The organism is Streptomyces sp. NPDC001781, from assembly GCF_053596035.1.
The window spans coordinates 68,490-93,185 of record NZ_JBSFFI010000025.1; the positions used below are offsets into that span (position 1 = coordinate 68,490).

Below are 24,696 nucleotides of genomic sequence, written 5' to 3' on the forward strand. Positions count from 1 at the left end.
CGCTCCGATGACCGAGCATCATCTGCCGTCCGAACTCGATGTCCCCTCCGAGGCCCCCGACCGCAACCTCGCCCTGGAACTGGTCAGGGTCACCGAAGCCGCGGCCATGGCCGCCGGCCGCTGGGTCGGCCGGGGCGACAAGAACGGTGCCGACGGCGCCGCCGTGCGCGCCATGCGGACCCTCGTCTCGACCGTCTCGATGAACGGCGTCGTCGTCATCGGCGAGGGCGAGAAGGACGAGGCGCCGATGCTCTTCAACGGGGAGCGGGTCGGCGACGGGACGGGACCCGAGGTCGACATCGCCGTCGACCCGATCGACGGGACCACCCTGACGGCGAAGGGCATGGCCAACGCGATCGCCGTGCTGGCCGCCGCCGAGCGGGGCGCCATGTTCGACCCGTCCGCCGTGTTCTACATGGACAAGCTGGTCACCGGCCCCGAGGCGGCCGACTTCGTGGACATCGACGCGCCCGTGTCGGTCAACATCCGCCGGGTCGCCAAGGCGAAGCGGCGCACGCCCGAGGACGTCACGGTCGTCATCCTGGACCGGCCCCGGCACGAGGGCGTCATCAAGGAGATCCGGGACACCGGCGCGCGGATCAAGCTGATCTCGGACGGCGATGTGGCGGGGTCCATCCTCGCCCTGCGCGAGGGCACCGGCATCGACCTGCTGCTCGGCATCGGCGGCACGCCCGAGGGGATCATCTCGGCCTGCGCCGTGAAGTGCCTGGGCGGCACGATCCAGGGCAAGCTCTGGCCCAAGGACGACGAGGAGCGGGAGCGGGCGGTCGCCGCCGGCCACGACCTGGACCGGGTACTCACCACGAACGACCTGGTGGGCGGGGAGAACGTCTTCTTCGTGGCGACCGGGATCACCGACGGAGAGCTGATGCGGGGGGTGCGGTACCGGTCGGAGACCGCCACCACCGACTCCATCGTGATGCGGTCCAAGTCGGGGACCGTGCGGAAGATCGAGTCCGAGCACCGGCTCAGCAAGCTGCGGGCCTACAGCGCGGTCGACTTCGACCGGGCGAAGTAGCGGATCAGGGGGCGCGGGCGGCCGGCACGTGCAGGTCCGTCGTGACCGGCCGTGCGCCTCCCCGCGCCCCTGAGAAGTCGGTCAGCCGGCTATGCGGGCGGCCGTCGCCTTCTTGAGTTCCACCTCACGCCTGCGCCGGCGGGCCAGGACCACGCGGCGCTCGGCCGCCGTCAGGCCGCCCCAGACGCCGTACGGCTCGGGCTGGAGCAGAGCGTGCTCGCGGCACTCGATCATCACCGGGCAACGGGCGCACACCCGCTTGGCCGCCTCCTCGCGGGACAGGCGCGCGGCGGTCGGCTCCTTCGACGGGGCGAAGAACAGACCGGCCTCGTCGCGGCGGCACACCGCCTCGGTGTGCCAGGGCACGTCCTGATCCCTGTCTCGCGCCGGGCCCCGCTGGGCCGGAACGGCGGCTACCTGCAGGGACGAATGCGGCGGTTGCAGCACGGTCTACTCCTGACGACGGATTCGCTAGCGAGAGACGATGCAGCAAGCCCTACCCGTTGTGCGCGCGCCTATGCACTGCGTTCCCGACCACCGGCGTACGACGGCCTGTTCGGCGTCAGCCCCCCAGGTACTTGTGCAGCTTGCGGTCGACCTTGCCATGGGCCCGCTCGACCGCGCCCTGGACCCGGTCGAGGATGTCCGCGACCACCCGGCCGCGCCGGGGCCGGGCCTCCACGTTGCCCAGCACCGACCAGCCGTCGACGTAGATCACGGGGGCGTCCGGCTGCACCGAGTCCAGCGCGCTGACCTCGAAGTTGCCCAGCACGCTGCCGCCGGTGCCGCGCAGCGACACGTTCTCCGGGACGCGGATCTGGATGTCGCCGAAGACCGAGACCGCCTTGACGACCACCTGCTGGTACTCGAAGACGGCCTCGCTGAGGTCTATCTCCACGGTGCCGAACACCGCGAACGCGTGCACCCGGCGCCCCGCGCGCCAGCGGCCCCGGCGCACGGCGCTGCTGAAGACGGCGACCACGCTGGTGTCCGCGTCGGCCGGGAGCGAGCCGGGCGGCGGCCGGTGCGGGACGGAGGAGTACGCGGGCGCCGCCGGGCGCTCGTGCGCTGCGGGCAGGTCGCGTATGAAGGCGTCCAACCCGCCGACGGTCTTGGTGTGCAGCACCCCCTCCACCCGCTCGGCGTGCTCCTCGGCGGTCAGCCGGCCCTCGGCCAGGGCGTCGCGGAGGATGTCGGCGACCCGGTCTCGGTCGGCGTCCGAGGCGCGCAGGTCGGCCGGGCGCGGGCCGGTGTCCGCGGGCTGGGCGTGCTTCTGAAGGTCCACGGCAGCAGGGTACCGAAACGCGATAGATCGCGACCAGGGTCTGTGGACAACTCCCGTGGCGGCGTCGCCGGACCATCCCTCCGGAGGGCCCCGGGAAGCGACTGAGTCCTACCTCACCGCAGCACCGTCCGCACCGGGTTCTACGCTGGAGAGGCCCGCCAGCGTCGGCGGGCGCCGTCCGTCGAAGAAGGAATGGGCTGAGATGCCTGAGTTCGCGTACACCGATCTGCTCCCCCAGGGAGAGGACACCACGCCGTACCGCCTGGTGACCTCCGAGGGCGTGTCCACCGTCGAGGGGCCGGACGGGCGGACGTTTCTCAAGGTGGAGCCGGAGGCGCTGCGCAAGCTGGCCGAGGAGGCCATCCACGACATCCAGCACTACCTGCGCCCCGCCCACCTCGCCCAGCTGCGCCGGATCATCGACGACCCCGAGGCGTCCGGCAACGACAAGTTCGTCGCGCTGGACCTGCTGAAGAACGCGAACATCGCGGCGGCCGGCGTGCTGCCCATGTGCCAGGACACCGGCACCGCCATCGTCATGGGCAAGCGCGGCCAGAACGTGCTGACCGAGGGCGGCGACGAGGCGGCACTGAGCCGCGGCATCTACGACGCCTACCTGAACCTGAACCTGCGCTACTCGCAGATGGCTCCGCTCACCATGTGGGAGGAGAAGAACACCGGCTCCAACCTCCCGGCGCAGATCGAGCTGTACGCGACGGACGGCGGCGCCTACAAGTTCCTCTTCATGGCGAAGGGCGGCGGCTCGGCCAACAAGTCGTTCCTCTACCAGGAGACGAAGGCCGTCCTGAACGAGTCCTCCATGATGAAGTTCCTGGAGGAGAAGATCCGTTCGCTGGGCACGGCCGCCTGCCCGCCGTACCACCTGGCGATCGTGGTCGGCGGCACCAGCGCCGAGTTCGCGCTGAAGACCGCCAAGTACGCCTCCGCGCACTACCTGGACGAGATCCCGGCCGAGGGCTCCGCGCTCGGCCACGGCTTCAGGGACAAGGAGCTGGAGGAGAAGGTCTTCGAGCTGACCCAGAAGATCGGCATCGGCGCGCAGTTCGGCGGCAAGTACTTCTGCCACGACGTGCGCGTGGTGCGCCTGCCCCGGCACGGCGCGTCCTGCCCGGTCGCCATCGCGGTCTCCTGCTCGGCGGACCGCCAGGCCGTCGCCAAGATCACCGCCGAGGGCGTCTTCCTGGAGCAGCTGGAGACGGACCCGGCGCGCTTCCTGCCGGACACCACCGACGAGCACCTGGACGAGGCCGGTGACGTCGTGAGGATCGACCTCAACCAGCCCATGGACGAGATCCTCGCGGAGCTGACCAAGTACCCGGTCAAGACCCGCCTCTCGCTGACCGGTCCGCTGGTCGTGGCCCGCGACATCGCGCACGCCAAGATCAAGGAGCGGCTCGACGCAGGCGAGGGCATGCCGCAGTACCTCAAGGACCACCCGGTGTACTACGCGGGCCCGGCGAAGACCCCCGAGGGGTACGCCTCCGGTTCCTTCGGCCCGACCACGGCCGGGCGGATGGACTCCTACGTGGAGCAGTTCCAGGCGGCCGGCGGCTCCAGGGTGATGCTGGCCAAGGGCAACCGCAGCAAGCAGGTCACCGACGCCTGCGACGCCCACGGCGGCTTCTACCTCGGCTCCATCGGCGGCCCCGCCGCCCGCCTGGCCCAGGACTGCATCAAGAAGGTCGAGGTCCTGGAGTACGAGGAGCTGGGCATGGAGGCGGTCTGGAAGATCGAGGTCGAGGACTTCCCGGCCTTCGTCGTGGTCGACGACAAGGGCAACGACTTCTTCCAGGACCCGGCGCCCGCGCCGACGTTCACCTCGATCCCGGTCCGGGGACCCGGCCTCGCCTGAAGATCCCTCCTGAGGGGGCCGATCCGGCCGGCACCCTAGGGTGCCGGCATGACTTCTGCGGCTTATCTCTCGGGGTTGTTCGCGCTGGACGGGCGCGTCGCCGTGGTGACCGGGGGCAGTTCGGGCATCGGGCGCGCGATCGCCGAGGCGCTGGCGCGGGCAGGGGCCTCGGTGGTGGTCGTCGCGCGCGGCAGGGAGGCGCTGGAGGCGGCCTGTGCCCGGCTCGCCGGACTCGGCTGCCGTGCCGGGTGGGTGAGCGCCGACCTGAGCACGCGGGACGGCGTGCGGGCCGCCTCCGAGGAGGCGGCGGGGGTGTTCGGCGAACCCGACATCCTCGTCAACTCGGCCGGGATCAACCTGCGTCCGCCGTTCAGCGAGTTGAGCGACGAGGAGTGGGACCTCACTCTCGCCGTGAACCTGCGCGCACCGCATCTGCTGAGCCGCCGGTTCGGGCCGGGGATGGCCGAGCGGGGGTTCGGGCGGATCATCCACATCTCCTCCCAGCAGGCCCACCGCGCCTTCGTCCGCTCCGGGGCCTACGGCGTGTCCAAGGGCGCGCTGGAGTCGCTCGCGCGCTCCCAGGCCGAGGAGTGGTCGCCGTACGGCGTCACCGCCAACACCCTGGTGCCGGGCTTCGTGATGACGCCGCTCAACGCGCGGCTGTCGTCCGACCCGGAGAAGGTGGCGGCGCTGGCGGCACGGACGATGGTGGGGCGCAACGGCCTCGCCGAGGACTTCGCGGGCGCCGCCGTCTTCCTGGCGAGCGGCGCCTCGGGGTACGTCACCGGCCAGTCCCTCTTCGTGGACGGCGGGTTCTCGGTGCACTGAGAGGCCGGGCACGCCGAAAGGTCACTCCGTCCGGCCGAGGCCAGGAACATCCTGGTGCCCCCGTTCGCTGTACCGGTCATGACCGACGAGTACCGCACCGAGCACGACTCCATGGGCGAGGTCCGCGTTCCCGCCCACGCCAAGTGGCGCGCGCAGACCCAGCGCGCCGTCGAGAACTTCCCCGTGTCCGGGCAGCGTCTGGAGCGGGCCCACATCGAGGCGCTGGCCCGGATCAAGGGCGCGGCGGCGAAGGTGAACGCCGACCTGGGTGTGCTGGACCGGGACGTGGCCGACGCGATCCAGGGGGCCGCCGCCGAGGTCGCCGACGGGGCCTGGGACGAGCACTTCCCGGTGGACGTCTTCCAGACCGGGTCCGGCACCTCGTCCAACATGAACGCCAACGAGGTCATCGCCACCCTGGCCGGTGAGCGGCTGGGCCGGGACGTGCACCCCAACGACCAGGTGAACGCCTCCCAGTCGTCCAACGACGTCTTCCCCTCCTCGATCCACGTCGCGGCCACCGCCGCCGTGGTCCACGACCTGATCCCCGCGCTGGAGCACCTGGCAGCCGCCCTCACCCGCAAGTCGGAGGAGTTCGCGGACGTGGTGAAGGCGGGGCGCACCCACCTGATGGACGCGACGCCCGTGACCCTGGGCCAGGAGTTCGGCGGCTACGCGGCGCAGGTGACGTACGGCGTGGAGCGGTTGCGCTCGTCGCTGCCCCGGCTGGCCGAACTCCCCCTCGGCGGGACGGCGGTGGGCACCGGGATCAACACCCCGCCCGGCTTCTCGGCGGCCGTGATCGAGGAGGTGGCGCGGGCGACCGGGCTGCCCTTCACCGAGGCCCGCGACCACTTCGAGGCACAGGGCGCGCGCGACGGGATCGTGGAGACCAGTGGCCAGTTGCGGACCGTCGCGGTCGGACTGACGAAGATCGCGAACGATCTGCGCTGGATGTCGTCCGGCCCGCGCACGGGCCTCGCCGAGATCCGCCTGCCCGATCTCCAGCCCGGTTCCTCGATCATGCCGGGCAAGGTCAACCCGGTCGTCCCGGAGGCGGTGCTGATGGTCGCGGCCCAGGTCGTCGGCAACGACGCCACCATCGCCACGGCCGGCGCGGCGGGGAACTTCGAGCTGAACGTGATGCTCCCGGTCATGGCGAAGAACGTGCTGGAGTCGGTGCGCCTGCTGGCCAACGCCTCCCGCCTGCTGGCCGACCGCACCGTCGACGGCATCACCGCCGACCGCGAACGCGCCCGTGAGTACGCCGAGTCCTCCCCCTCCGTGGTGACCCCCCTCAACCGGTACGTGGGCTACGAGGAGGCGGCGCGGATCGCCAAGAAGTCCCTCGCGGAGCGGAAGACGATCCGCGAAGTGGTGCTGGAGGGCGGCTATGTGGAGCGCGGTGAGCTGACGCCGGCGCAGTTGGACGAGGCGCTGGATGTCCTGCGGATGACGCGCCCGTGACGTCGGGCGGACAGCACCGCCGATTTTCCGCCACCTGTCCGGAAGGGTGACGCGCACCGCAGCATCGGGTGCTTCCGGCACCTAATATCTGTCCATGGCGGACGACGAAGCGGTGAGACGAGCGGAAGCGGGCCCGACGGCGGCGTACTGGACCCCCGGCACCCCGATCCTGTGGCGGTACCGGGAGAACGCGGGCGACGCGTTCCACATCGCGCGTCCCGTCACCGTCGTCCGCGACGACGCCGAGCTGCTCGCCGTATGGCTGGCCCCCGGCACCGAGTGCGTCAAGCCGGTACTGGCCGACGGCACCCCGGTCCACCTGGAGCCGCTGGAGTCCCGCTACACCAAGCCGCGCGTGGTGCGGCGGGACCGCTGGTTCGGCACCGGCGTGCTGAAGCTGGCCCGGCCCGGCGAGCCCTGGTCGGTGTGGCTGTTCTGGGAACCGGGCTGGCGCTTCAAGAACTGGTACGTCAACCTGGAGCAGCCGCTGGCCCGTTGGGCGGGCGGGGTCGACTCCGAGGACCACTTCCTGGACATCTCCGTGCACCCGGACCGCACCTGGCACTGGCGGGACGAGGACGAGTTCGCCCAGGCCCAGCGGGACGGCCTGATGGACGCGGAGACCGCCGTACGGGTGAAGTCGGCGGGACGGCGGGCGGTGGAGGTGATCGAGGCGTGGGGCTCCCCCTACCCGGACGGCTGGCAGCACTGGCGGCCCGATCCGTCCTGGTCGGTGCCCGCGCTTCCGGAGGACTGGGACCGTACGCCCGCGCACATGTCCTCATGAGACCCTTGATGCGCCCCCGGACCACAACCGTAGGATCGTCCTCCGCAAGGGCGCCGAGATGGAACTACCCTAGTCCGCGCAGAGCCTGACCGTATGTCACCGAGGGGCGGGAGCACGTGAGCGAGGGGTACGAGGCGGGCGGCGGCCCGGCCCGCGCGGGATTCACCCGCTCGGCGGAAACCGCCCCTGTCCACCCGGGAATTGCGTTCATGGGACACGTGATCCGGGTATCGGGACTTCGGCGGCATCTCCTGCGCGCCCGGCGCGCAGCCCCGGACGGACGGATTCGACACGCGTGACGGAGCAGCCCACTTCCTCCTGCGGACGCCCCCAGCCGGGCGTCGACCCCGCCGTGCGCGGGGCGCTGCTGGGCGCACCGGCCCAGACCCGGGGCGGCGGGGGCACGGGGAAGAACAAGAAGAAGGAGCGCCCAGTCAACGGCCCTGAGCACTCGCAGCCTGCCGCCGCCGAGCCCATGGGGGAACCTCCCGCGCGCGCGAACTCCAGCGTGGGGGAGCACCGTCCGAGGCCGGCGCCGGAGTCCATTCCCGCCCAGCCGGGCGCCGAGCAGGAGCGCCCTCCGGGCGGCCAGGAGCGGCGTACCGGCCGCGGCGGCCCGCCCGGACGTCCGATGCCGATGCGCCGCGACGGTGACCGGCTGCGGTTCGTCGGCGCGGCCACCCGGCGCATCGCGCGCGGTCTCGACCTGGACGAGATCGTCATGGGTCTGTGCCGCGCCACCGTGCCCACCTTCTCCGACGCGATCCTGGTCTACCTGCGCGATCCGCTGCCGGTCGGCGACGAGCGGCCGACCGGCCCGGTGGTGCTGCGGCTGCGCCGCACCGACCGGCTTCCGGACGAGCGGGAGTCCGAGGGTCTGCTGCTGCCGCCCGCGTTCCCGGAGCCGGACGCCGAGGCGGCGGCGCTGGCCGCGCTCTCGGGCCCGGCCGCGCTCACCGCGGAGCTGTGCGAGGTGCGCCCCGGCGGCGCGCTGAACGAGGTGCTGCGCGGGGTGCGCCCGGTGTTCGCGGACACCCCGGCCGCCCGCGCCGCGCTGCCCGAGCTGCTCGGCGAGGACGGCGAGGTGCTGGTCCCGTCCGGACAGCGGGCGATCCTCGCGCCGCTGCGGGGACGGCGCCGGGTGATCGGCGCGGCGGTGTTCCTGCGCCGCCCGGACCGGCTGGCCTTCGAGGCGGAGGACCTGCTGGTGGCGGCGCAGCTCGCCACGCACAGCGCGCTCGGCATCGACAAGGCGGTGCTGTACGGCCGTGAGGCGTACATCGCCGACGAGCTGCAGCGCACCATGCTCCCCGAGACCCTCCCGCATCCCACCGGTGTGCGGCTGGCCTCGCGATATCTGCCTGCGGCGGAGACGGCGCGGGTGGGTGGCGACTGGTACGACGCGATCCCGCTGCCCGGCAGCCGGGTGGCTCTGGTGGTCGGCGACGTGATGGGCCACTCCATGACCTCGGCCGCCATCATGGGCCAGCTCCGCACCACCGCGCAGACCCTGGCCGGTCTCGACCTGCCCCCGCAGGAGGTGCTGCACCACCTGGACGAGCAGGCCCAGCGTCTGGGCACCGACCGCATGGCGACCTGCATGTACGCGGTCTACGACCCCGTCGCGCACCGCATCACCATCGCCAACGCCGGCCATCCGCCGCCGGTGCTGCTGCACCTGGGCGGCGAGGCCGAGGTGCTGCGGGTGCCGCCGGGCGCGCCGATCGGTGTGGGCGGGGTGGACTTCGAGGCGGTCGAGCTGGAGGCTCCCGCCGGGGCCACGCTGCTGCTGTACACCGACGGCCTGGTGGAGTCCCGGCTGCGGGACGTGTGGACGGGCATAGAGCAGTTGCGGGAGCGGCTGACCGCGACCGCGCAGCTGACCGGCCCGGACCATCCGCCGCCGCTGGAGGCGCTGTGCGACGAGGTGCTGGACATGCTCGGCCCGGGCGACCGGGACGACGACATCGCCCTGCTCGCGGCCCGCTTCGACGGGATCGCGTCCGACGATGTGCGGTACTGGTCGCTGGACGCGGAGGACGCGGCCCCCGGCAAGGCCCGCCGGCTGGCCCGTGCGGCGCTGGCCGACTGGGGGCTGGAGGACCTCACCTACTCCGTCGAGCTGCTGGTGAGCGAGGTGGTCACCAACGCGGTGCGCTACACCACGCGTCCGGTGACCCTGCGGCTGCTGCGCACGGACGTGCTGCGCTGCGAGGTCGGTGACGACGTGCCGCAGCTGCCCCGGCTGTGCCAGGCGAGAGCCACCGACGAGGGAGGCCGGGGCCTGTACCTGGTCAACAAGCTGGCCCGGCGCTGGGGTGCGACCCGGCTGAGTGTCGGCAAGGTCGTCTGGTTCGAGCTGCACGGGGGCTGAACTCCCCCGTCCCGTACGACGCGAAGGGCGCCCGGCACGATGCCGGGCGCCCTTCGCGTGTGCGGAGGTCCTACTGGCCGCCGTCCCGCTGGCCGGGGTCGAACGGGTTGGGCGGGGTGAAGCCTCCGGACGGCGGCGGCGGGGTGGTCGGCGTCTGGGGCGGGCTCTGGGTGGGAGGCTCCGAGGTCGGGGTGTCGCTCGGGGTCTGGCTGGGCGTCTCGGACGGCGCCTTCGAGGTGGGCGGTTCGCTGCTCGGGGTCTCGGACGGCGTTTGGGACGGGGTCTCGCTGGGGGTCGGCGACGGGGTCGGGGCGACGGCGGCACCCTGGGTGGTGTCGAGGTCGAACCCGGCCTGCCGGGTCACACCGAAGGTGTATGCCGCCCAGATCTGGGCCGGGGGCCCGCCGCCGTTGACGCGGCCGCCGCCCAGGGCGCCCTTGAGCGAGACATGGGCGAACCGCTTGGTCTTCTCGCCCTCGCAGCCGGTGACTCCGTCCTTGTGCGCCTCGCCGAACAGGCCGACGGAGGTGACGAGATCGGGTGTGTAACCGGTGAACCAGGCCGAGCGGTCGCAGTCGGAGGTACCGGTCTTGCCCGCGACCTGCTGTCCCGCCCGCAGCGCGTTGTCGGCGACGGACTGCCGGGCGGTGCCGTCGTCGACGACGCCGGTGAGCACGGAGGTCACGGTGTCGGCGGTGGTGCGGTCGAGCACCCGCTCGCCGACCGGGTTCGGCATCTGGACCGTACGGCCCTGCTGCTCGGCCGACTTGACGATGGCCGGGGTGACCTTGCGGCCGTGGTTGTCGAGGGTGGCGTACATGCCCGCCATCTCCAGCGGGCTCGCGCCCATGGAGCCGAGGGTCTGGGCGGGCACCGCCTGCATGCCCTCGGTGTCCATGCCGAGCCGCTTCGCGGTGTCCATCACCTTGTCCATGCCGACGTCCACGCCCATCTGCGCGAACACCGAGTTGACGGACTTGTTCATGGCGGTCTGGACGGTGATCGGGCCGTAGTCGGCGTCGTCCTCGTTGGGCGGGGCGAAGCCGACGCGGGCACCGTGGTCGAGGACCTGGCGGCGGCTGGTGCCGTCGTAGGCGGTGCCGGCGCCGATGAGGGTCCCGCTCTGGGTGGTGGCGCCGTGCTCCAGCGCGGCCGCGAGGATGACCGGCTTGAAGGTGGAGGCGGGCTGGTAGTCACGGCGGGCCGCGTTGTCGACCCAGTGGCTGTAGTAGTCCTTGCCGCCGTAGAGGGCGACGATCCGGCCGGTCCTGGGGTCGACGGAGACCGCCCCGGCCTGGACGTCGGCGTCCACGGGCCGCTGTTTCGGCTCCAGCTTGCCGGTGAGCTGGGTGCTGACCGACTTCTCCAGCGCCGCCTGCTTCCTGCGGTCGACGTTGAGGGTGATGGTCCAGCCCTGCCCCTCGACCTTCGCCTCGGCCTCCGAGCGGGAGATGCCCTCCTGCTTCATGAGCTGGTTCTCGAGCTGGGAGTTGGCGAGCTGGACCAGGTAGCCCTTCTGCCCCTCCATGCCGGGCGCGCCCTTGGGCGGCTTGGGCACGGGGAACTTCAGGGCGGCGCGCTTGCCCGGGTCGAGCCAGTGCTCCTTGACCATGTTGTCCAGGACGTAGTTCCACCGGTCGGTGACCAGCCGCTTGCCGGTCGCCGTGGCCGTGGCCCAGTCGTACTGGCTGGGGGCCTGGAGGAGGGCGGCGAGGTAGGCGCCCTGCTGGACGCTGAGGTCCTGGGCGTCGACGTGGTAGTACGCCTGGGCGGCTGCCTGGATGCCGTAGGCGCCGCGGCCGTAGTAACTGGTGTTGATGTATCCGGCGAGGATGTCGTCCTTGGACTTCTCGCGCTCCACCTTCAGCGAGATGACCATCTCCTTGAGCTTGCGGGAGACGGTCTGGTCCTGGCTCAGGTAGTAGTTCTTGACGTACTGCTGGGTGATGGTCGAGCCGCCCTGCTTGCCGCGTCCCGCGAGGGTGTTGAGCAGGCCGCGGGCGGTGCCCTTCAGGTCGACGCCGGGGTCGGTGTAGAAGGACTTGTTCTCGGCGGCGACGAAGGTGAGCTGGACCTTGCGCGGCACCTTGGAGAGGTCGACTATCTCGCGGTTCACCTTGCCGTCGCGGGCGAGGACCGTGCCGTCGCTGTACTTGTAGACGTTGCTCTGCCGCTGGGCGGCCACGTTGCCCGCGGGCACGTCGACCGACATGTAGAGGGCGGCGAAGGCGCCCATGCACAGCAGGCAGAGACCGAAGACGGTGCCGAGGATCTTCTTCCAGGTGAAGATCCGGCGTATTCGGCCCTTGGCGGGCCTGCCGCCGGGCTCCGGGGCCGGGACGGCCGAACGGCGTCCGGGTGCCGCGCGGTGGCCGCCGCGCTGTCGCGCTCGTCTCTCGTCCGCTCGTCCCATGGGTCCCTTGGCTCCGCTTCCGTCTCGGGGTCAGCTCCGAAAGCTAACACCCCTGTATGCGACAAAGAGCGCCCGATCCACTCTTTTACGGACGTGAGAATGAGCACCCACCCCAAAGGAACGGACGGGCAGGAAGGGTCCGAGGTTGCCCGGGAGAACGCCCGAAAAAGCGGAGTTTCCCATTCCGAGCATTCCTGTGCACCGCGGGTATACATCGTGTGTATAGTCCCCGCCATGTCCATCGGTCACACCCTTCTAGGGCTCCTGGAGTCCGGCCCCCGGCACGGCTACGACCTCAAGCGCGCCTTCGACGACACCTTCGGCCACGACCGGCCGCTCGCCTACGGGCAGGTCTACGCGACCATGTCCCGGCTGCTGAAGAACGGCCTCGTGGAGGTCGAGGGCATCGAGGCGGGCGACGGGCCGGACCGGAAACGCTATGCCATCACCGACGCCGGCATCACGGACGTCGAGCGCTGGCTCGCCAGTCCGGAGAAGCCGGAGGACTACCTCCGCTCGACCCTGTACACCAAGGTCGTGCTCGCCCTGCTGACCCGGCGCGACGCCGCCGACGTCCTCGACACCCAGCGCTCCGAGCACCTGCGCGCCATGCGCGTGCTCACCGACCGCAAGCGCAAGGGCGATCTGGCCGACCAGTTGATCTGCGACCATGCCCTGTTCCATCTGGAGGCCGACCTCCGATGGCTGGAACTGACCGCCGCACGTCTCGACAGACTTCGCACGGAGGTGGTCGCATGATCCCGCCCGACGGCTCCCTGCTCGTCGCCCGGGACCTGCACAAGTCCTACGGCCCCACCGCCGCCCTCGACGGCGCGGCCTTCTCCGTCCACCCCGGCGAGGTCGTCGCCGTCATGGGCCCCTCCGGCTCCGGCAAGTCCACCCTGCTGCACTGCCTCGCCGGGATCGTCCGGCCCGACTCCGGCTCGATCACCTACGCCGGACGCGAGCTGACCACCATGAGCGACACCGAGCGCAGCGCCCTCAGGCGCGGTGAGTTCGGCTTCGTCTTCCAGTTCGGCCAGCTCGTCCCGGAGTTGACCTGCGTGGAGAACGTGGCGCTGCCGCTGCGGCTGAACGGCACGCCGCGCAAGGAAGCCGAACAAGCCGCGCTCACCTGGATGGAGCGCCTGGAGGTGGACGGCCTCCGGCGCAAGCGGCCCGGCGAGGTGTCCGGCGGCCAGGGCCAGCGGGTCGCGGTGGCGCGTGCCCTGGTCACCGGGCCCCGGGTGCTGTTCGCGGACGAGCCGACCGGCGCGCTGGACTCGCTCAACGGCGAGCGCGTGATGGAACTGCTCACCGACGCCGCCCGCTCCACCAGCGCGGCCGTCGTCCTCGTCACCCATGAGGCGCGGGTCGCGGCCTGGTCCGACCGCGAGATCGTCGTGCGCGACGGCCGGTCGCGGGACATGGAGCGCAGCGCATGAGTGTGCGGCGGTACGCCCGTGACCTGGGGATGGGGGCCCGGTTCGCCGTGACCGGGGGGCGCGAGGGGTGGGTCCGTACGGCGCTGACCGCGGTCGGCGTCGGTATGGGCGTGGCGCTGCTGCTGCTCACCACCGCGCTGCCCGGCGTCGTCTCCGCGCGCCACGCGGTGGAGGAGGCCCGGACCGACTACACGTTCGCCGTGCACCCGCTCCCCAAGGGCGACGACACCCTGCTGCTGGCGGACACCGGCACCTGGTGGCGGACCGAGTCCATCCGCGGCCGCCTCCTCGAACCCGAGGGCCCGAAGGCATCGCTCCCTCCCGGCGTCGGCCGCTTGCCGGCCAAGGGCGAGATGCTGGTCTCCCCCGCGCTGGGCGAACTCCTCGCCTCCGGCGACGCCGGGCTGCTGCGCGAGCGGCTGCCGTACCGGATCACCGGGACCATCGGCGCCAAGGGGCTGCTGGGTCCGCGCGAACTCGTCTACTACGCGGGCGCCGAGGGGCTGAAGCCGAAGGCCGGGGGTGCCCGCACCGAGCGGCTGCGCGCCTTCGGCGACCCGCAGCCGGACACCGCACAGGCCGACCCGGTGCTGGTGATGATGGTGCTGGTCGTGTTCGTGGTGCTGCTGATGCCGGTCGCGGTGTTCATCACCGCCGCCGTGCGCTTCGGCGGCGAGCGGCGCGACCGCAGGCTGGCCGCGCTGCGGCTGGTGGGCGCCGACGGCCGGACAACCCGGCGGATCGCGGCGGGCGAGGCGCTGGCCGGCTCGCTGATCGGGCTGGTGGTCGGCGCCGGGCTGTTCCTGGCCGGGCGGCAGCTCGCCGGATCGGTGACGGTCATGGGCGAAAGCTTCTACCCCGCCTACCTCGACCCCTCTCCCCTGCTGGCCCTGCTGGTCGCGCTCGCGGTCCCGGCCTGTGCGGTGCTGGTCACCCTGCTGGCCATGCGCGCCGTGGTCGTCGAGCCGCTCGGTGTGGTCCGCGCCGCCGTGCCCGCCCGGCGCCGGCTGTGGTGGCGGCTGCTGCTGCCGCCGGCCGGCCTGGCACTGCTCTACCCGATGACCGGCCAGGGCCACTCGGGCGGTGACTTCAACCAGTACCTCGTCATCGCCGGTGTCCTGCTGCTCCTGGTCGGCGTCACCGCGCTGCTGCCCTGGCTGGTGGAGCGCGCCGTGGCCCGCCTCGATCCGGGCCCGCTGTCCTGGCAACTGGCCGTGCGCAGGCTCCAGCTGAGCAGCGGTACGGCGGCCCGAACGGTCAACGGTGTCGCGGTCGCCGTGGCCGGCGCGATCGCCCTCCAGATGCTCTTCGCCGGCGTGCAGGGCGAGTACGAGAAGGACACCGGGAAGGACCCCTCCCGCGCCCAGCTGGAGATCGCCCTCTCCGACCACGGCCGGGTGGGCCCGGCCGCCGCCGCGGTCGCCCGGACCAGGGGGGTGCGGGCCTCGGTGGGTCTGGCGAGGGCCCCGCTCGGCGAGAAGCCGCGGGACGCGGACGCCGCGCTCGACGTGATCATGGGCGACTGCGCCTCGCTGCGGGAGCTGGCGCACCTGCCGTCGTGCCGCGACGGCGACACCTTCGCCCTGGCCGGTCCCGAGTACGCCACCGACTTCGACCGCGCCTCCCGTGCCGCCGTGCTGCGCCCCGGCCACGACGCCTACATCGACCCCGCGTACTCGGATGTCCAGGGCCTGTCGGTCCCGGTCGCGGTGCCGGAGCACCTGCGCTGGGCGACGGCCCGGAAGGACTCGCTGATGCCCCGCGCCAACGGCCTGCTGGTCACCCCGGCCGCGTTCCCGAAGGCCGCCGAACCGGCACTGTCCGGCGAGGTCTTCGTGCGGATGGACCGGGCGCTGCCGGACGTGCAGGAGTACGTGCGCAACACCGCCGCGCGGGTCGACCCGGTCGCGGAGGTCATGGCCGTGACGCCGACCGAGACGTCCGCCCGGTTCACGTCGCTGCGCACCGGCATGCTGATCGGCGCCTCGTGTGTGCTGGTGCTGGTCGGGGCGAGCCTGCTGGTCTCCCAGCTGGAGCAGTTGCGCGAGCGGCGCAGACTGCTGTCGGCGCTGGTCGCGTTCGGCACCCGGCGCCGCACGCTCGGCCTGTCGGTGCTGTGGCAGTCGGCCCTCCCGATCGCGCTGGGCCTGCTGCCGGCCTCGGCCGTGGGCGTGGGACTGGGCGCGGTGCTGCTGCGCATGTCGGCGGCCGAGGTGAGGGTGGTCTGGCCCGACGTGCTGGCGCTGGCAGGCGTCGGCGCGGGCGTCGTCCTTTCGGTCACCCTGCTCACCCTGCCGCCCCTGCTGCGCATGACCCGCCCCGACGGGCTGCGCACCGAGTAGGGACTCAGCCCTCCGCGCCCACGATCCGTACCGGCAGCGGGGTCATCGCCTCGCGCAGGGCCGCGGCCAGCTCCTCGTACTCGGCGGAGCGGGCCGCGGCCGTGCGCATGGCGAGGGCGATCCGGCGGCTCGGGGCCGGAGCGGCGAAGGAGCTGGTGAGGACCTTGCTGCCGCGGGTCGCCTCCAGCCGTGTCGCGGTGCGCGGCAGCAGGGTGCAGCCGAGGCCGCCCGCGACCAGCTGAACCAGGGTGGAGAGCCCGGCGGCGGTCGTGGTGACCGGCGCCGCGCCGCCGCCCCGGATCTCCCGGCCGGCCTCCCGGCAGATCTCCAGCGCCTGGTCGCGCAGGCAGTGGCCCTCGTCCAGCAGCAGCAGGTTCAGCTCGCGCAGCGTCTCGCGCGGGATGCCGCTGCGGCGGCCGAGTTCATGGCCGAGCGGCGTGACGAGCACGAAGTCCTCGTCGAACAGGGGGAGTTCACTCACACCGGGCACACCGAGCGGCACGGCGAGCAGCAGGAGGTCCAGCCGTCCGGACTGCAGGCCCTCGAGCAGGCTGGCGGTCTGCTCCTCGTGCACCTGGAGGTCGAGCTGCGGATAGCGCTCGTGCACCAGGTGCAGCACGGTCGGCAGCAGATAGGGGGCGACGGTCGGTATGGCGCCGAGCCGCAGCACCCCGGTGAACGGCGCCCGCACCGCCTCGGCCTCCTCCAGCAGCGCTGCCATCTCGGCCAGCACCGCCCTGGCCCGCACCGCGAGCCGCTCCCCCGCGGACGAGAGCAGTACCTTGCGGGTCGTACGCTCCACCAGGGCCACACCGAGGGTCTTCTCCAGCGCGGCGACCGCCCCGGACAGCGCCGGCTGGCTCATCCCGACGGCGGCGGCCGCGTCCCGGAAGTGCAGGTGCTCGGCGACCGCGGTGAAGGCCCGCAGTTGCGCCAGGGTCGGCTGCTTCCGCTTGCCACTACTGATGGTCACTGATAGCCACCTCCGATCAACCGGACCGAGTGTAGCTATTTCACTAATCAATCCACCCTGTGCCACCATCGGCCCCGTCCAACCCATGGGAGACATCCCGCAAGCTGGGGTGCCCCCGCGCTGCAAGGAGAGCACGTGCTCACTGTCGGTGACAAGTTCCCCGAGTTCGAACTGACCGCCTGCGTCTCGCTGGAGAAGGGCAAGGAGTTCGAGACGATCGACCACAAGACCTACGAGGGCAAGTGGAAGATCGTCTTCGCGTGGCCCAAGGACTTCACCTTCGTGTGCCCGACCGAGATCGCCGCCTTCGGCAAGCTGAACGACGAGTTCGCCGACCGTGACGCGCAGGTCCTCGGCTTCTCCGGTGACTCCGAGTTCGTCCACCACGCCTGGCGCAAGGACCACCCGGACCTGACCGACCTGCCGTTCCCGATGATGGCGGACTCCAAGCACGAGCTGATGCGCGACCTGGGCATCGAGGGCGAGGACGGCTTCGCCAAGCGTGCCGTCTTCATCGTCGACCAGAACAACGAGATCCAGTTCACCATGGTGACCGCCGGCTCCGTCGGCCGTAACCCCAAGGAGGTCCTGCGGGTCCTCGACGCCCTCCAGACGGACGAGCTGTGCCCGTGCAACTGGAGCAAGGGCGACGAGACCCTGGACCCGGTCGCGCTGCTGGCCGGTGAGTGACCCATGTCGCTCGACTCGCTGAAGTCCCGCGTCCCGGACTACGCCAAGGACCTGAAGCTCAACCTGGGCTCGGTCATCGGCAACTCCGACCTGCCCGCCCAGCAGCTCTGGGGCACCGTGCTGGCGACCGCGATCGCCTCGCGCTCCCCCATCGTGCTGCGTGAGCTGGAGCCGGACGCGAAGGCGGCCCTCTCGCCGGAGGCGTACGGCGCGGCCAAGTCCGCCGCCGCCGTCATGGCGATGAACAACGTCTTCTACCGCACCCGGCACCTGCTGTCGGACCACGAGTACGGCACCCTGCGCGCCGGTCTGCGGATGAACGTCATCGGCAACCCCGGCGTCGACAAGGTCGACTTCGAGCTGTGGTCCTTCGCGGTCTCCGCGATCAACGGCTGCGGTATGTGCCTCGACTCGCACGAGCAGGTGCTCCGCAAGGCCGGTGTCGAGCGCGAGGTGATCCAGGAGGCGTTCAAGATCGCCTCGGTGATCCAGGCGGTCGGCGTCACCCTCGACGCCGAGGCCGTCCTCGCCGAGTAGTACCCCCGCCCGAAGGCCCCGCTCACATCTGGTGAGCGGGGCCTTCGGTGGTTTCGCGGGCGTCCTCGGGGGCGGTGTCCCCGGACGGCTCCGCGAGGGCCCGGACCGGGGGCTCGTCCTCGGCCGTCGCGGCAGCCGGGTCCCCTATCTCCGTCACCGGCCGGTCCAGCTCGGCCGAGTACTTCCGCAGGTAGCCCACGACCGTGTTCGTCACCGCGACCAGCGGGACGGCGACGACCGCTCCGCCGATGCCGGCCACCATGCCGCCGGCCGCGACCGTGAGGACCACCGCGAGCGGGTGGACCCGGACCGCCCGGCCCAGGATGAACGGCTGGAGGACGTGGCCCTCGATCTGCTGGACCGCGAGCACCACGACCAGCGTCATCAGGGCGGTGAAAACGCCCTGCGTCACCAGCGCGACCACGATGGCCAGCGCCCCGGAGGCGACAGCGCCGACCAGTGGGATGAAGGAGAACAGGAAGATGAAGACCGCCAGCGGCACCGCCATCGGCACATCGAGGAAGTAGATGCCGAGGCCGATGAATATGGCGTCGATCAGGGCGACCAGCACGGTGCCGCGCACGTACGCGGTCAGGGTGGCCCAGGCGCGCGGACCGGCACCGGCCACGCCCGGACGGGCGGCGGCGGGCACCAGCTTCAGGAACCACTCCCAGATCCGCCTGCCGTCGTAGAGCAGGAAGAGCGTGGAGAAGAAGACGAGCAGGATTCCGGTCAGCGCCTCGACGACGACCTGAACGCCTTCCAGACCGGCGGACGTTATCTGGTCGGTGTTGGCTCCGACGGCCTCGCGGAGGTTCTTGGCGATCTGGTTGATCTGCTTGTCGGTGACGTGGAACGGACTCTTCAGCAGCCAGTTGCGCAGATCGTCGATGCCGTTCTGGATCTGGCTGGAGAGGGTGTCGATGTTCTCCATGACCTGCCAGGTCACGAACCAGCCGAGCAGCCCGATGATCACGAAGCCCGATATGGCGGTGAGCGCCGTCGACGGGCCGCGTGGCATGCCGTACCGCATCAGCCGGGCCACGGTGGGCTGCAGCAGCGCGGTAACCAGCAGGGCGACCACGAACGCGAACACCACGAGTTGTACGGCGCTGATCACCCGCATCAGCACCCAGACCGTGCCGGCCAGCACCAGCAGCCGCCAGCCCGCCTCGGCCGCGACCCGCACTCCCCACGGCACGGCGTGGGCGGGGTCGGGACGCTGGGCGGTCGGAGCCGGGCGCGGCGCCGGTACGGCAACCGGCTCAGGGGGCCCCTCGGGTCCCGCGTGCTCCTTCTGGACCTCGGCGCGGCGCTCGTCCAGGCGCTCGCTCATCTCGGTCAGTCCGGCACCGAGCCGTCCGAGCCATCCTGGCATTCGCGTCATGTTCCGTACCCTTCCCCCGCGTCCCGGGCCCACTCCGGCGCGCTTCGTCACGCCGGGGAGCCGTGCGAGGACGACCGTACCGCGCGAAAGCCCCTCACCCCGTGAGGGGGAGGGGCTGCGCGCGGCCGGGTGCCCGGAAGCCGCTCTAGTACCAGTGGTTGGCCTGCCAGAAGGTCCATGCCTCACACGGGCTGCCGTAGCGGCTGTCCATGTAGTTGAGGCCCCACTTGATCTGGGTGGCCGGGTTGGTCTGCCAGTCGGCGCCCACCGAGGACATCTTGGAGCCGGGCAGGGCCTGGAAGAGACCGTAGGCACCGGAGGAGGCGTTCACGGCACGGTAGTTCCAGCTCGACTCGTGGTCGACGATGTTGCTGAAGCACTGGAACTGGCCGGCGCCCACCATCTGACGGGCCATGGCCTGGATCTGGGCGACGGAGTAGCTGCTCTGGGGAGCGAAGCTGGAGGCGTCGCGGACATCGCTGCGGCTGGCGGCGGCGGCCTTGGTCTCGGCACGCTCCTTGGCCAGCTCGGCCGCCTTCTCGGCGTCCTTCTTCTTGGCGATGGCCGTCTCGGCGGCGGCCTTGCGGGCCGCTGCCTCCGCGTCCTTCTTGGCGCTGGCGTCGGCCGCGATGGCCTGCGCGTCCGCCTGCTGCGTCAGGGACGCGGTCTGAACCTGCGCCTGCTGATCCGCGGGGAGCTCAGCGAGAAGCGTGGTGTCGGCAGCCGTCGGCTCGGCGTCGTTGTTCTGCGCGACGCTGCCCGAGGCAACTCCGACGACGCTTCCTACGGCGGTGACCGCGGTGGCGGAGGCCACTGCGAATCCCCGGACCGAAATCCGGCTCACACGGTTTCCTTCCAGCATCGCCCGCTTCGGTGACCGTGGCGGACGCAATCGTGCCCCCGACACTGGCCTCCCAACTGAAGGGTCACAGGAGACACGGGCCCGGTGGGAACTCCCGCACGGGGAGCGCCGCGTGATGCTCGGGCGGCATACGACGACGCTATGGAGTTGGCGACTTGCTCCGTGGATCGCGCCTGCCGGGGGGCTGGAACGTGCCTCGGGGTACAGGTGTGTCGTATGCGGGGCCTGACAGGACAGAGACTCTGCCGTAACCCGGTGGCGAGTGGCAATTCCGGGTGCCGTGTGAAAGCTCACACCTCGTTTGGCCCAAGGGGATTCAGGAAATACCCGCGCACGCGGACGCCGCCCGGCTAAGCTCTTCTGCTTCTCCGGGCGGCGCCTGTGGTTGTCCGAGGACGGGTCAGATGTGCCCGTCCTCCAGCATTTCGGTCACCAGCGCCGCGATCTGGGACCTTTCGGACCGGTTCAGCGTGACGTGCGCGAAGAGCGGATGCCCCTTCAGCTTCTCCACGACGGCCACGACGCCGTCGTAGCGGCCGACACGCAGGTTGTCCCGCTGCGCCACGTCATGGGTGAGCACCACCCGCGAGTTGGCGCCGATCCGCGAGAGCACCGTCAGCAGCACGTTGCGTTCCAGCGACTGCGCCTCGTCCACGATCACGAAGGCGTCGTGCAGCGAGCGGCCGCGGATGTGGGTGAGCGGGAGGACCTCCAGCATCCCGCGCGCCGTGATCTCCTCGATGACCTCCCGGCTGGTGACCGCGGAGAGCGTGTCGAAGACCGCCTGGGCCCAGGGGCCCATCTTCTCCGACTCGCTGCCCGGCAGGTAGCCCAGTTCCTGCCCGCCGACCGCGTACAGCGGCCGGAAGACCATCACCTTCTGGTGCTGGCGGCGCTCCAGGACCGCCTCCAGGCCGGCGCACAGCGCCAGCGCCGACTTGCCGGTGCCCGCGCGGCCACCCATGGAGAGGATGCCGACGTCCGCGTCGAGCAGCAGGTCGAGCGCGATGCGCTGCTCTGCGCTGCGGCCCTTGATACCGAAGGCCTCCCGGTCGCCGCGCACCAGCCGGACGTTGCCGTCCGGGGTGACCCGGCCGAGCGCCTTGCCGCGCTCGGACTGGATGGTCAGTCCGGTGTGCACGGGCAGTTCGGCCGCCTCGGGGACGAACACGCGGCCTTCCTCGAAGAGGATGTCCACCTGTTCGCCGGGAAGCGTCAGCTCGGACATGCCGGTCCAGCCGGAGGAGTCCGTGATGGCGAGTTCGGCGCGGTACTCCTCGGCCAGCAGACCGACCGAGGACGCCTTGATCCTGAGCGGCAGGTCCTTCGACACGACGGTGACGTCGAACCCCTCGGCCTGGAGATTCCGGGCCACCGCGAGGATGCGGGAGTCGTTGTCCCCCAGGCGGTAGCCGCTGGGCAGCACGCTGGGGTCCGAGTGGTTGAGCTCGACACGGACGGTCCCGCCGAGTTCCCCGATCGGGATGGGGGCGTCGAGTCGGCCGTACCTGACCCGGTAGTCGTCCAGCAGGCGCAGGGCCTGGCGGGCGAAGTACCCGAGTTCGGGATGGTGCCGCTTGGCCTCCAGCTCGGTGACCACGACGATCGGGAGCACTACCTCGTGCTCCTCGAACCGGGTCACGGCGTTGGGGTCGGCCAGCAGGACGCTGGTGTCGAGAACATAGGTGCGCCGGTCGGGCTTGTGGCGCTTTGTGCTGGTCACCACGGAAGGACGTACCCCCTCGGATGAGGTCGGGGAGCGACGAGGTGGAACCGGGCCGGTCTGCGGTCCCCGCGCGCGGCGGGCCGCTGACCGGCCCTCCGCCACTGCTGCCGTACGTACGAGGCACGGTCGGGCTGGTGCAAAGGACCTCCCGGGCGGGCGACCCCGTGCCGCCCGCTGAGTCCGACGCCCGTGGTTCGGGTGTCGGCCTGAGAGCGTTATGCCCTCGAAGTCGCACGCCCATGCAGAAGCGGCCACCGGCAGGCCGGTGAACTCCTTGTTACTTCCGGGCGGGGCCGGGTACACCGTGAGCACCCCGCCGGACGGGTGCCGACGGGGTGCTCGTGGTGTCCTGATGCGGGCGGGCTGCCCGGGTCAGCCGCCGTAGCGGCGGTGCCGGGCGGCGTAGTCGCGCAGGGCGCGCAGGAAGTCGACCTTGCGGAAGGCCGGCCAGAAGACGTCGCAGAAGTAGTACTCCGAGTGGGCGGTCTGCCAGAGCATGAACCCGGAGAGCCGCTGTTCGCCACTGGTTCGGATGACCAGGTCGGGATCGGGCTGGGCGCCGGTGTAGAGGTGCCGGCCGATCATGTCGACGTCGACGGACTCGGCCAGCTCCGCCATGCCGACGCCTCTGTCCTGGGCGTCGGCCAGCATGGCGCGCACGGCGTCGGCGATCTCCTGGCGGCCGCCGTAGCCGATGGCGACGTTGACCACTATGCCGTCGACGTGGGCGGTGCTCTCCTCGGCCTGTTTGAGGGTCCGCTGCATCCCGGCGGGCAGGAGGTCACGGGTGCCGACGTGGTGCACGCGCCAGCGGCCGTCCTCGGCGAGGGTGCGCACGACCCCGTCGATGATGTCGAGCAGGGGGCCGAGCTCGTCCTGCGGGCGGTCGAAGTTGTCCGTGGAGAGCAGCCAGAGGGTGACGACCTTGACGTCGGTCTCGTCGCACCAGCCGAGGAACTCCTCGATCTTCTCGGCGCCGGCCCGGTGGCCGTGGACCGTGCTGGACCCCGCTGCCTTCGCCCAGCGTCGGTTGCCGTCCATGATGACGCCGATGTGCTCCGGCACCGACGCGTGGTCCAGGTGGCCTTCCACCCGGCGTGCGTAGACCCTGACCAGCAGGCCGCGCAGCTTGTCGCGCAGGTTCACGTGAGAGCCCCTCCAAAACACCGCGGTTGCGGTTCCCGCGGACGCCGAGCCTAACCCGCGCCGCGCGCGCCCAAGAAAAACGGGCCGGTCCGTGGGGGGGGGAGACGGACCGGCCCGAGGGGGGGTTTCCACCATAACCCTTCGTGAGGATGGAAGCGCGACCCGGCGCGCCACAACTACGCTGCGGAGTCATCCGGCGACGTCACGGCGAGCGCGGAATCCTCGGTTCAGGGGCATCCGGGGGTCGATCCACAGCGGATTCCCAGGCGATCCGCCTTCTCGGCGAACGATCATCAGGTTTTCGCGCCATTCGGGCGACCCCGGCGCTCCAGGACCGGGGTACCTCCCACGGACGACCCCGCCGACGAACAGTGACTTGACCATTCCGCTAAGCGACGACCTCGGCGGCAGCCGGTCTCCGGGCCACGAAGCAGCCGGCGCGCACCACTACTCGACCCGGGGGGAACGGTGTCACGGGGCTTTCGGGGCCTGGCCGTCGAGGACCAGGAGCACGAACCCCTCCTCGTCGGGCTCACCCACCCGCACGAAGCCGTGCTTCTCCAGCAGGGCGACGGAGGCGGTGTTGCCGGCGAAGGGGTCGGCGTACAGGGGGCGGACGGGCTCCTCGGCGAGGAAGAGGCCGAGGGCGCGGGTGCCTGTGCCCCGGCGCCAGTAGGGGCGGCCCAGCCAGTAGCCGACGAAGCGCCTGCCGTCTTGCGTCCAGGAGACGACGTTGCCCGCCACCTCGCCGTCCACGGTGACCGTCCGCACCAGGCAGTCGGGGTCGGGGAGGATGCGGGTGCGCCAGTGGGTGAGGAAGGCATCCCGGGGGCGCGGGGTGAAACGGGACCGGCGGACGGCCTCCGGGTCGTGTTCGAAGGCGAGGAAGATCTCGAGGTCGTCCTCGGTCACGCCCCGCAGGCGGACTTCTGCTGTCTCGGCTGTCATGGTCCGGAGTGTGGCAGGGGGTACTGACACTCGCGTGCGGCCTGGGGACGGTGGGTACGGTCCCGGCGGAGGTGGGGCGGGATGGCGCGCTGGCGGGACGGCTACGGGACTCTGACGGTGCATCGGCCGGGGGGCGAGGTGTGTGTGCCGCTGGAGCTGGCGGTGTCCTACCGGGCACGCACCCGCGGGCTGCTCGGGCGGGACGCGGTGAAGGGGGCGCTGCTGCTGTCGCCGGCCGCGAGTGTGCACACCTTCGGGATGCGGATGGCCATCGACGTGGCGTACCTGGACCGTACGCTCCGGGTGCTGGCCGTGCGCACGATGGCGCCGGGGCGCCTGGGGCTGCCCCGCCTCCGGTCCCGGCACGTACTGGAGGCCGGGGCCGGGGTGATGGCCGGGTGGGGACTGGCGGCGGGGGTGTCGGTGTCCGTGGGCTAAGGGCTGTCCCGTAATCACTGGTGGATCGGCGGGCGGCGTCAGGTGCGGTCCGACCAGGGTCATGGAGCGGGTCGGGGACCCGGTGCAGACCGCCGAGGCGTCCGGGGTCGGCTCCTGGTCGGAGATCCTCCGGCCG

General features: G+C 71.6%; 21 protein-coding genes. 12 read left to right on the plus strand and 9 right to left on the minus strand.

What is annotated here, in order from left to right; all coding sequences use genetic code 11:
• Positions 1-7: 7 nt before the first annotated feature.
• A complete protein-coding gene (gene glpX, locus ACWCV3_RS22090) occupies positions 8-1,039 on the plus strand; it encodes a class II fructose-bisphosphatase (RefSeq protein WP_451226726.1) in 1,032 nt (343 codons plus the stop codon).
• A gap of 81 nt (positions 1,040-1,120) precedes the next feature.
• Here glpX and ACWCV3_RS22095 read toward each other — a convergent pair whose 3' ends face one another.
• Positions 1,121-1,486, minus strand: a complete 366-nt coding sequence (locus ACWCV3_RS22095; RefSeq protein WP_451226729.1) for a WhiB family transcriptional regulator — start codon at positions 1,484-1,486, stop codon at positions 1,121-1,123.
• A 115-nt stretch (positions 1,487-1,601) separates the two neighbouring features.
• Positions 1,602-2,324, minus strand: coding sequence for a DUF1707 SHOCT-like domain-containing protein (locus ACWCV3_RS22100; RefSeq protein WP_451226732.1), 723 nt, complete (start codon positions 2,322-2,324; stop codon positions 1,602-1,604).
• 202 nt (positions 2,325-2,526) lie between these two features.
• On the opposite strand from ACWCV3_RS22100, the gene ACWCV3_RS22105 reads away from it, so the two are divergent.
• The 5 genes from ACWCV3_RS22105 (at position 2,527) to ACWCV3_RS22125 (ending at position 9,653) form a co-directional block, all read left to right on the plus strand.
• Complete coding sequence (locus ACWCV3_RS22105) at positions 2,527-4,197, plus strand: fumarate hydratase (RefSeq protein WP_451226735.1); 1,671 nt, start codon at positions 2,527-2,529, stop codon at positions 4,195-4,197.
• 48 nt (positions 4,198-4,245) lie between these two features.
• A complete protein-coding gene (locus tag ACWCV3_RS22110) occupies positions 4,246-5,025 on the plus strand; it encodes an SDR family NAD(P)-dependent oxidoreductase (protein WP_451226738.1) in 780 nt (259 codons plus the stop codon).
• Positions 5,026-5,103: 78 nt separating this feature from the next.
• Positions 5,104-6,492, plus strand: a complete 1,389-nt coding sequence (locus ACWCV3_RS22115) for a class II fumarate hydratase (RefSeq protein ID WP_451226786.1) — start codon at positions 5,104-5,106, stop codon at positions 6,490-6,492.
• Between the two features lie 94 nt (positions 6,493-6,586).
• A complete protein-coding gene (gene fomD / locus ACWCV3_RS22120) occupies positions 6,587-7,279 on the plus strand; it encodes a cytidylyl-2-hydroxypropylphosphonate hydrolase (protein WP_451226741.1) in 693 nt (230 codons plus the stop codon).
• A 295-nt stretch (positions 7,280-7,574) separates the two neighbouring features.
• Positions 7,575-9,653: a SpoIIE family protein phosphatase gene (locus ACWCV3_RS22125; protein WP_451226744.1), complete on the plus strand. Its 2,079-nt coding sequence runs from the start codon at positions 7,575-7,577 to the stop codon at positions 9,651-9,653.
• Positions 9,654-9,723: 70 nt separating this feature from the next.
• On the opposite strand, the gene ACWCV3_RS22130 is transcribed toward ACWCV3_RS22125, so the two are convergent.
• The gene (locus ACWCV3_RS22130; RefSeq protein WP_451226747.1) at positions 9,724-12,066 is read right to left on the minus strand and encodes a transglycosylase domain-containing protein; all 2,343 of its coding nucleotides are present in this window, start codon (positions 12,064-12,066) and stop codon (positions 9,724-9,726) included.
• Positions 12,067-12,300: 234 nt separating this feature from the next.
• Between ACWCV3_RS22130 and ACWCV3_RS22135 the strand changes: the two genes are divergently transcribed.
• Genes ACWCV3_RS22135 through ACWCV3_RS22145 form a run of 3 tightly spaced genes read left to right on the plus strand, consistent with a single transcriptional unit; the run spans position 12,301 to position 15,853 of the window.
• Complete coding sequence (locus tag ACWCV3_RS22135; protein WP_451226750.1) at positions 12,301-12,825, plus strand: PadR family transcriptional regulator; 525 nt, start codon at positions 12,301-12,303, stop codon at positions 12,823-12,825.
• The gene (locus tag ACWCV3_RS22140; protein WP_451226753.1) at positions 12,822-13,511 is read left to right on the plus strand and encodes an ABC transporter ATP-binding protein; all 690 of its coding nucleotides are present in this window, start codon (positions 12,822-12,824) and stop codon (positions 13,509-13,511) included. Before ACWCV3_RS22135 ends, ACWCV3_RS22140 begins: the two co-directional genes overlap by 4 nt.
• Positions 13,508-15,853, plus strand: coding sequence for an FtsX-like permease family protein (locus ACWCV3_RS22145; RefSeq protein WP_451226756.1), 2,346 nt, complete (start codon positions 13,508-13,510; stop codon positions 15,851-15,853). Before ACWCV3_RS22140 ends, ACWCV3_RS22145 begins: the two co-directional genes overlap by 4 nt.
• Before the next feature lie 4 nt (positions 15,854-15,857).
• Here ACWCV3_RS22145 and ACWCV3_RS22150 read toward each other — a convergent pair whose 3' ends face one another.
• Positions 15,858-16,826 carry a hydrogen peroxide-inducible genes activator gene (locus ACWCV3_RS22150; RefSeq protein ID WP_451226759.1) on the minus strand — a complete coding sequence of 323 codons (969 nt, stop codon included), beginning with the start codon at positions 16,824-16,826 and terminating at the stop codon, positions 15,858-15,860.
• A 135-nt stretch (positions 16,827-16,961) separates the two neighbouring features.
• Here ACWCV3_RS22150 and ACWCV3_RS22155 point away from each other — a divergent pair, with 135 nt between their 5' ends.
• Positions 16,962-17,516, plus strand: coding sequence for a peroxiredoxin (locus ACWCV3_RS22155; protein ID WP_030806994.1), 555 nt, complete (start codon positions 16,962-16,964; stop codon positions 17,514-17,516).
• A gap of 3 nt (positions 17,517-17,519) precedes the next feature.
• Complete coding sequence (locus ACWCV3_RS22160; RefSeq protein ID WP_451226764.1) at positions 17,520-18,053, plus strand: alkyl hydroperoxide reductase; 534 nt, start codon at positions 17,520-17,522, stop codon at positions 18,051-18,053.
• A 22-nt stretch (positions 18,054-18,075) separates the two neighbouring features.
• On the opposite strand, the gene ACWCV3_RS22165 is transcribed toward ACWCV3_RS22160, so the two are convergent.
• From ACWCV3_RS22165 to ACWCV3_RS22185, 5 genes are all read right to left on the minus strand, one after another.
• Positions 18,076-19,431, minus strand: a complete 1,356-nt coding sequence (locus tag ACWCV3_RS22165) for an AI-2E family transporter (RefSeq protein WP_451226767.1) — start codon at positions 19,429-19,431, stop codon at positions 18,076-18,078.
• Between the two features lie 154 nt (positions 19,432-19,585).
• The gene (locus ACWCV3_RS22170; protein WP_135783927.1) at positions 19,586-20,302 is read right to left on the minus strand and encodes an aggregation-promoting factor C-terminal-like domain-containing protein; all 717 of its coding nucleotides are present in this window, start codon (positions 20,300-20,302) and stop codon (positions 19,586-19,588) included.
• Positions 20,303-20,702: 400 nt separating this feature from the next.
• Complete coding sequence (locus ACWCV3_RS22175) at positions 20,703-22,028, minus strand: PhoH family protein (protein WP_451226771.1); 1,326 nt, start codon at positions 22,026-22,028, stop codon at positions 20,703-20,705.
• A 372-nt stretch (positions 22,029-22,400) separates the two neighbouring features.
• Positions 22,401-23,174, minus strand: a complete 774-nt coding sequence (locus ACWCV3_RS22180) for an isoprenyl transferase (RefSeq protein ID WP_451226774.1) — start codon at positions 23,172-23,174, stop codon at positions 22,401-22,403.
• Between the two features lie 471 nt (positions 23,175-23,645).
• Entirely contained in the window at positions 23,646-24,122 is a 477-nt protein-coding gene (locus ACWCV3_RS22185; protein WP_451226777.1) for a GNAT family N-acetyltransferase, read from the minus strand.
• An 81-nt stretch (positions 24,123-24,203) separates the two neighbouring features.
• On the opposite strand from ACWCV3_RS22185, the gene ACWCV3_RS22190 reads away from it, so the two are divergent.
• The gene (locus ACWCV3_RS22190) at positions 24,204-24,560 is read left to right on the plus strand and encodes a DUF192 domain-containing protein (protein ID WP_451226780.1); all 357 of its coding nucleotides are present in this window, start codon (positions 24,204-24,206) and stop codon (positions 24,558-24,560) included.
• The last annotated feature ends 136 nt before the right edge of the window (positions 24,561-24,696 follow it).

Excerpts from the sequence above, each read along its gene's own strand:
- glpX (WP_451226726.1), top strand. The coding sequence starts at position 8 with ATGACCGAGCATCATCTGCCGTCCGAACTCGATGTCCCCTCCGAGGCC.
- ACWCV3_RS22105 (WP_451226735.1), top strand. The coding sequence starts at position 2,527 with ATGCCTGAGTTCGCGTACACCGATCTGCTCCCCCAGGGAGAGGACACC.
- ACWCV3_RS22110 (WP_451226738.1), top strand. The coding sequence starts at position 4,246 with ATGACTTCTGCGGCTTATCTCTCGGGGTTGTTCGCGCTGGACGGGCGC.
- ACWCV3_RS22115 (WP_451226786.1), top strand. The coding sequence starts at position 5,104 with ATGACCGACGAGTACCGCACCGAGCACGACTCCATGGGCGAGGTCCGC.
- fomD (WP_451226741.1), top strand. The coding sequence starts at position 6,587 with ATGGCGGACGACGAAGCGGTGAGACGAGCGGAAGCGGGCCCGACGGCG.
- ACWCV3_RS22130 (WP_451226747.1), bottom strand. The coding sequence starts at position 12,066 with ATGGGACGAGCGGACGAGAGACGAGCGCGACAGCGCGGCGGCCACCGC.
- ACWCV3_RS22135 (WP_451226750.1), top strand. The coding sequence starts at position 12,301 with ATGTCCATCGGTCACACCCTTCTAGGGCTCCTGGAGTCCGGCCCCCGG.
- ACWCV3_RS22140 (WP_451226753.1), top strand. The coding sequence starts at position 12,822 with ATGATCCCGCCCGACGGCTCCCTGCTCGTCGCCCGGGACCTGCACAAG.
- ACWCV3_RS22145 (WP_451226756.1), top strand. The coding sequence starts at position 13,508 with ATGAGTGTGCGGCGGTACGCCCGTGACCTGGGGATGGGGGCCCGGTTC.
- ACWCV3_RS22160 (WP_451226764.1), top strand. The coding sequence starts at position 17,520 with ATGTCGCTCGACTCGCTGAAGTCCCGCGTCCCGGACTACGCCAAGGAC.
- ACWCV3_RS22165 (WP_451226767.1), bottom strand. The coding sequence starts at position 19,431 with ATGCCAGGATGGCTCGGACGGCTCGGTGCCGGACTGACCGAGATGAGC.
- ACWCV3_RS22170 (WP_135783927.1), bottom strand. The coding sequence starts at position 20,302 with ATGCTGGAAGGAAACCGTGTGAGCCGGATTTCGGTCCGGGGATTCGCA.
- ACWCV3_RS22185 (WP_451226777.1), bottom strand. The coding sequence starts at position 24,122 with ATGACAGCCGAGACAGCAGAAGTCCGCCTGCGGGGCGTGACCGAGGAC.
- ACWCV3_RS22190 (WP_451226780.1), top strand. The coding sequence starts at position 24,204 with ATGGCGCGCTGGCGGGACGGCTACGGGACTCTGACGGTGCATCGGCCG.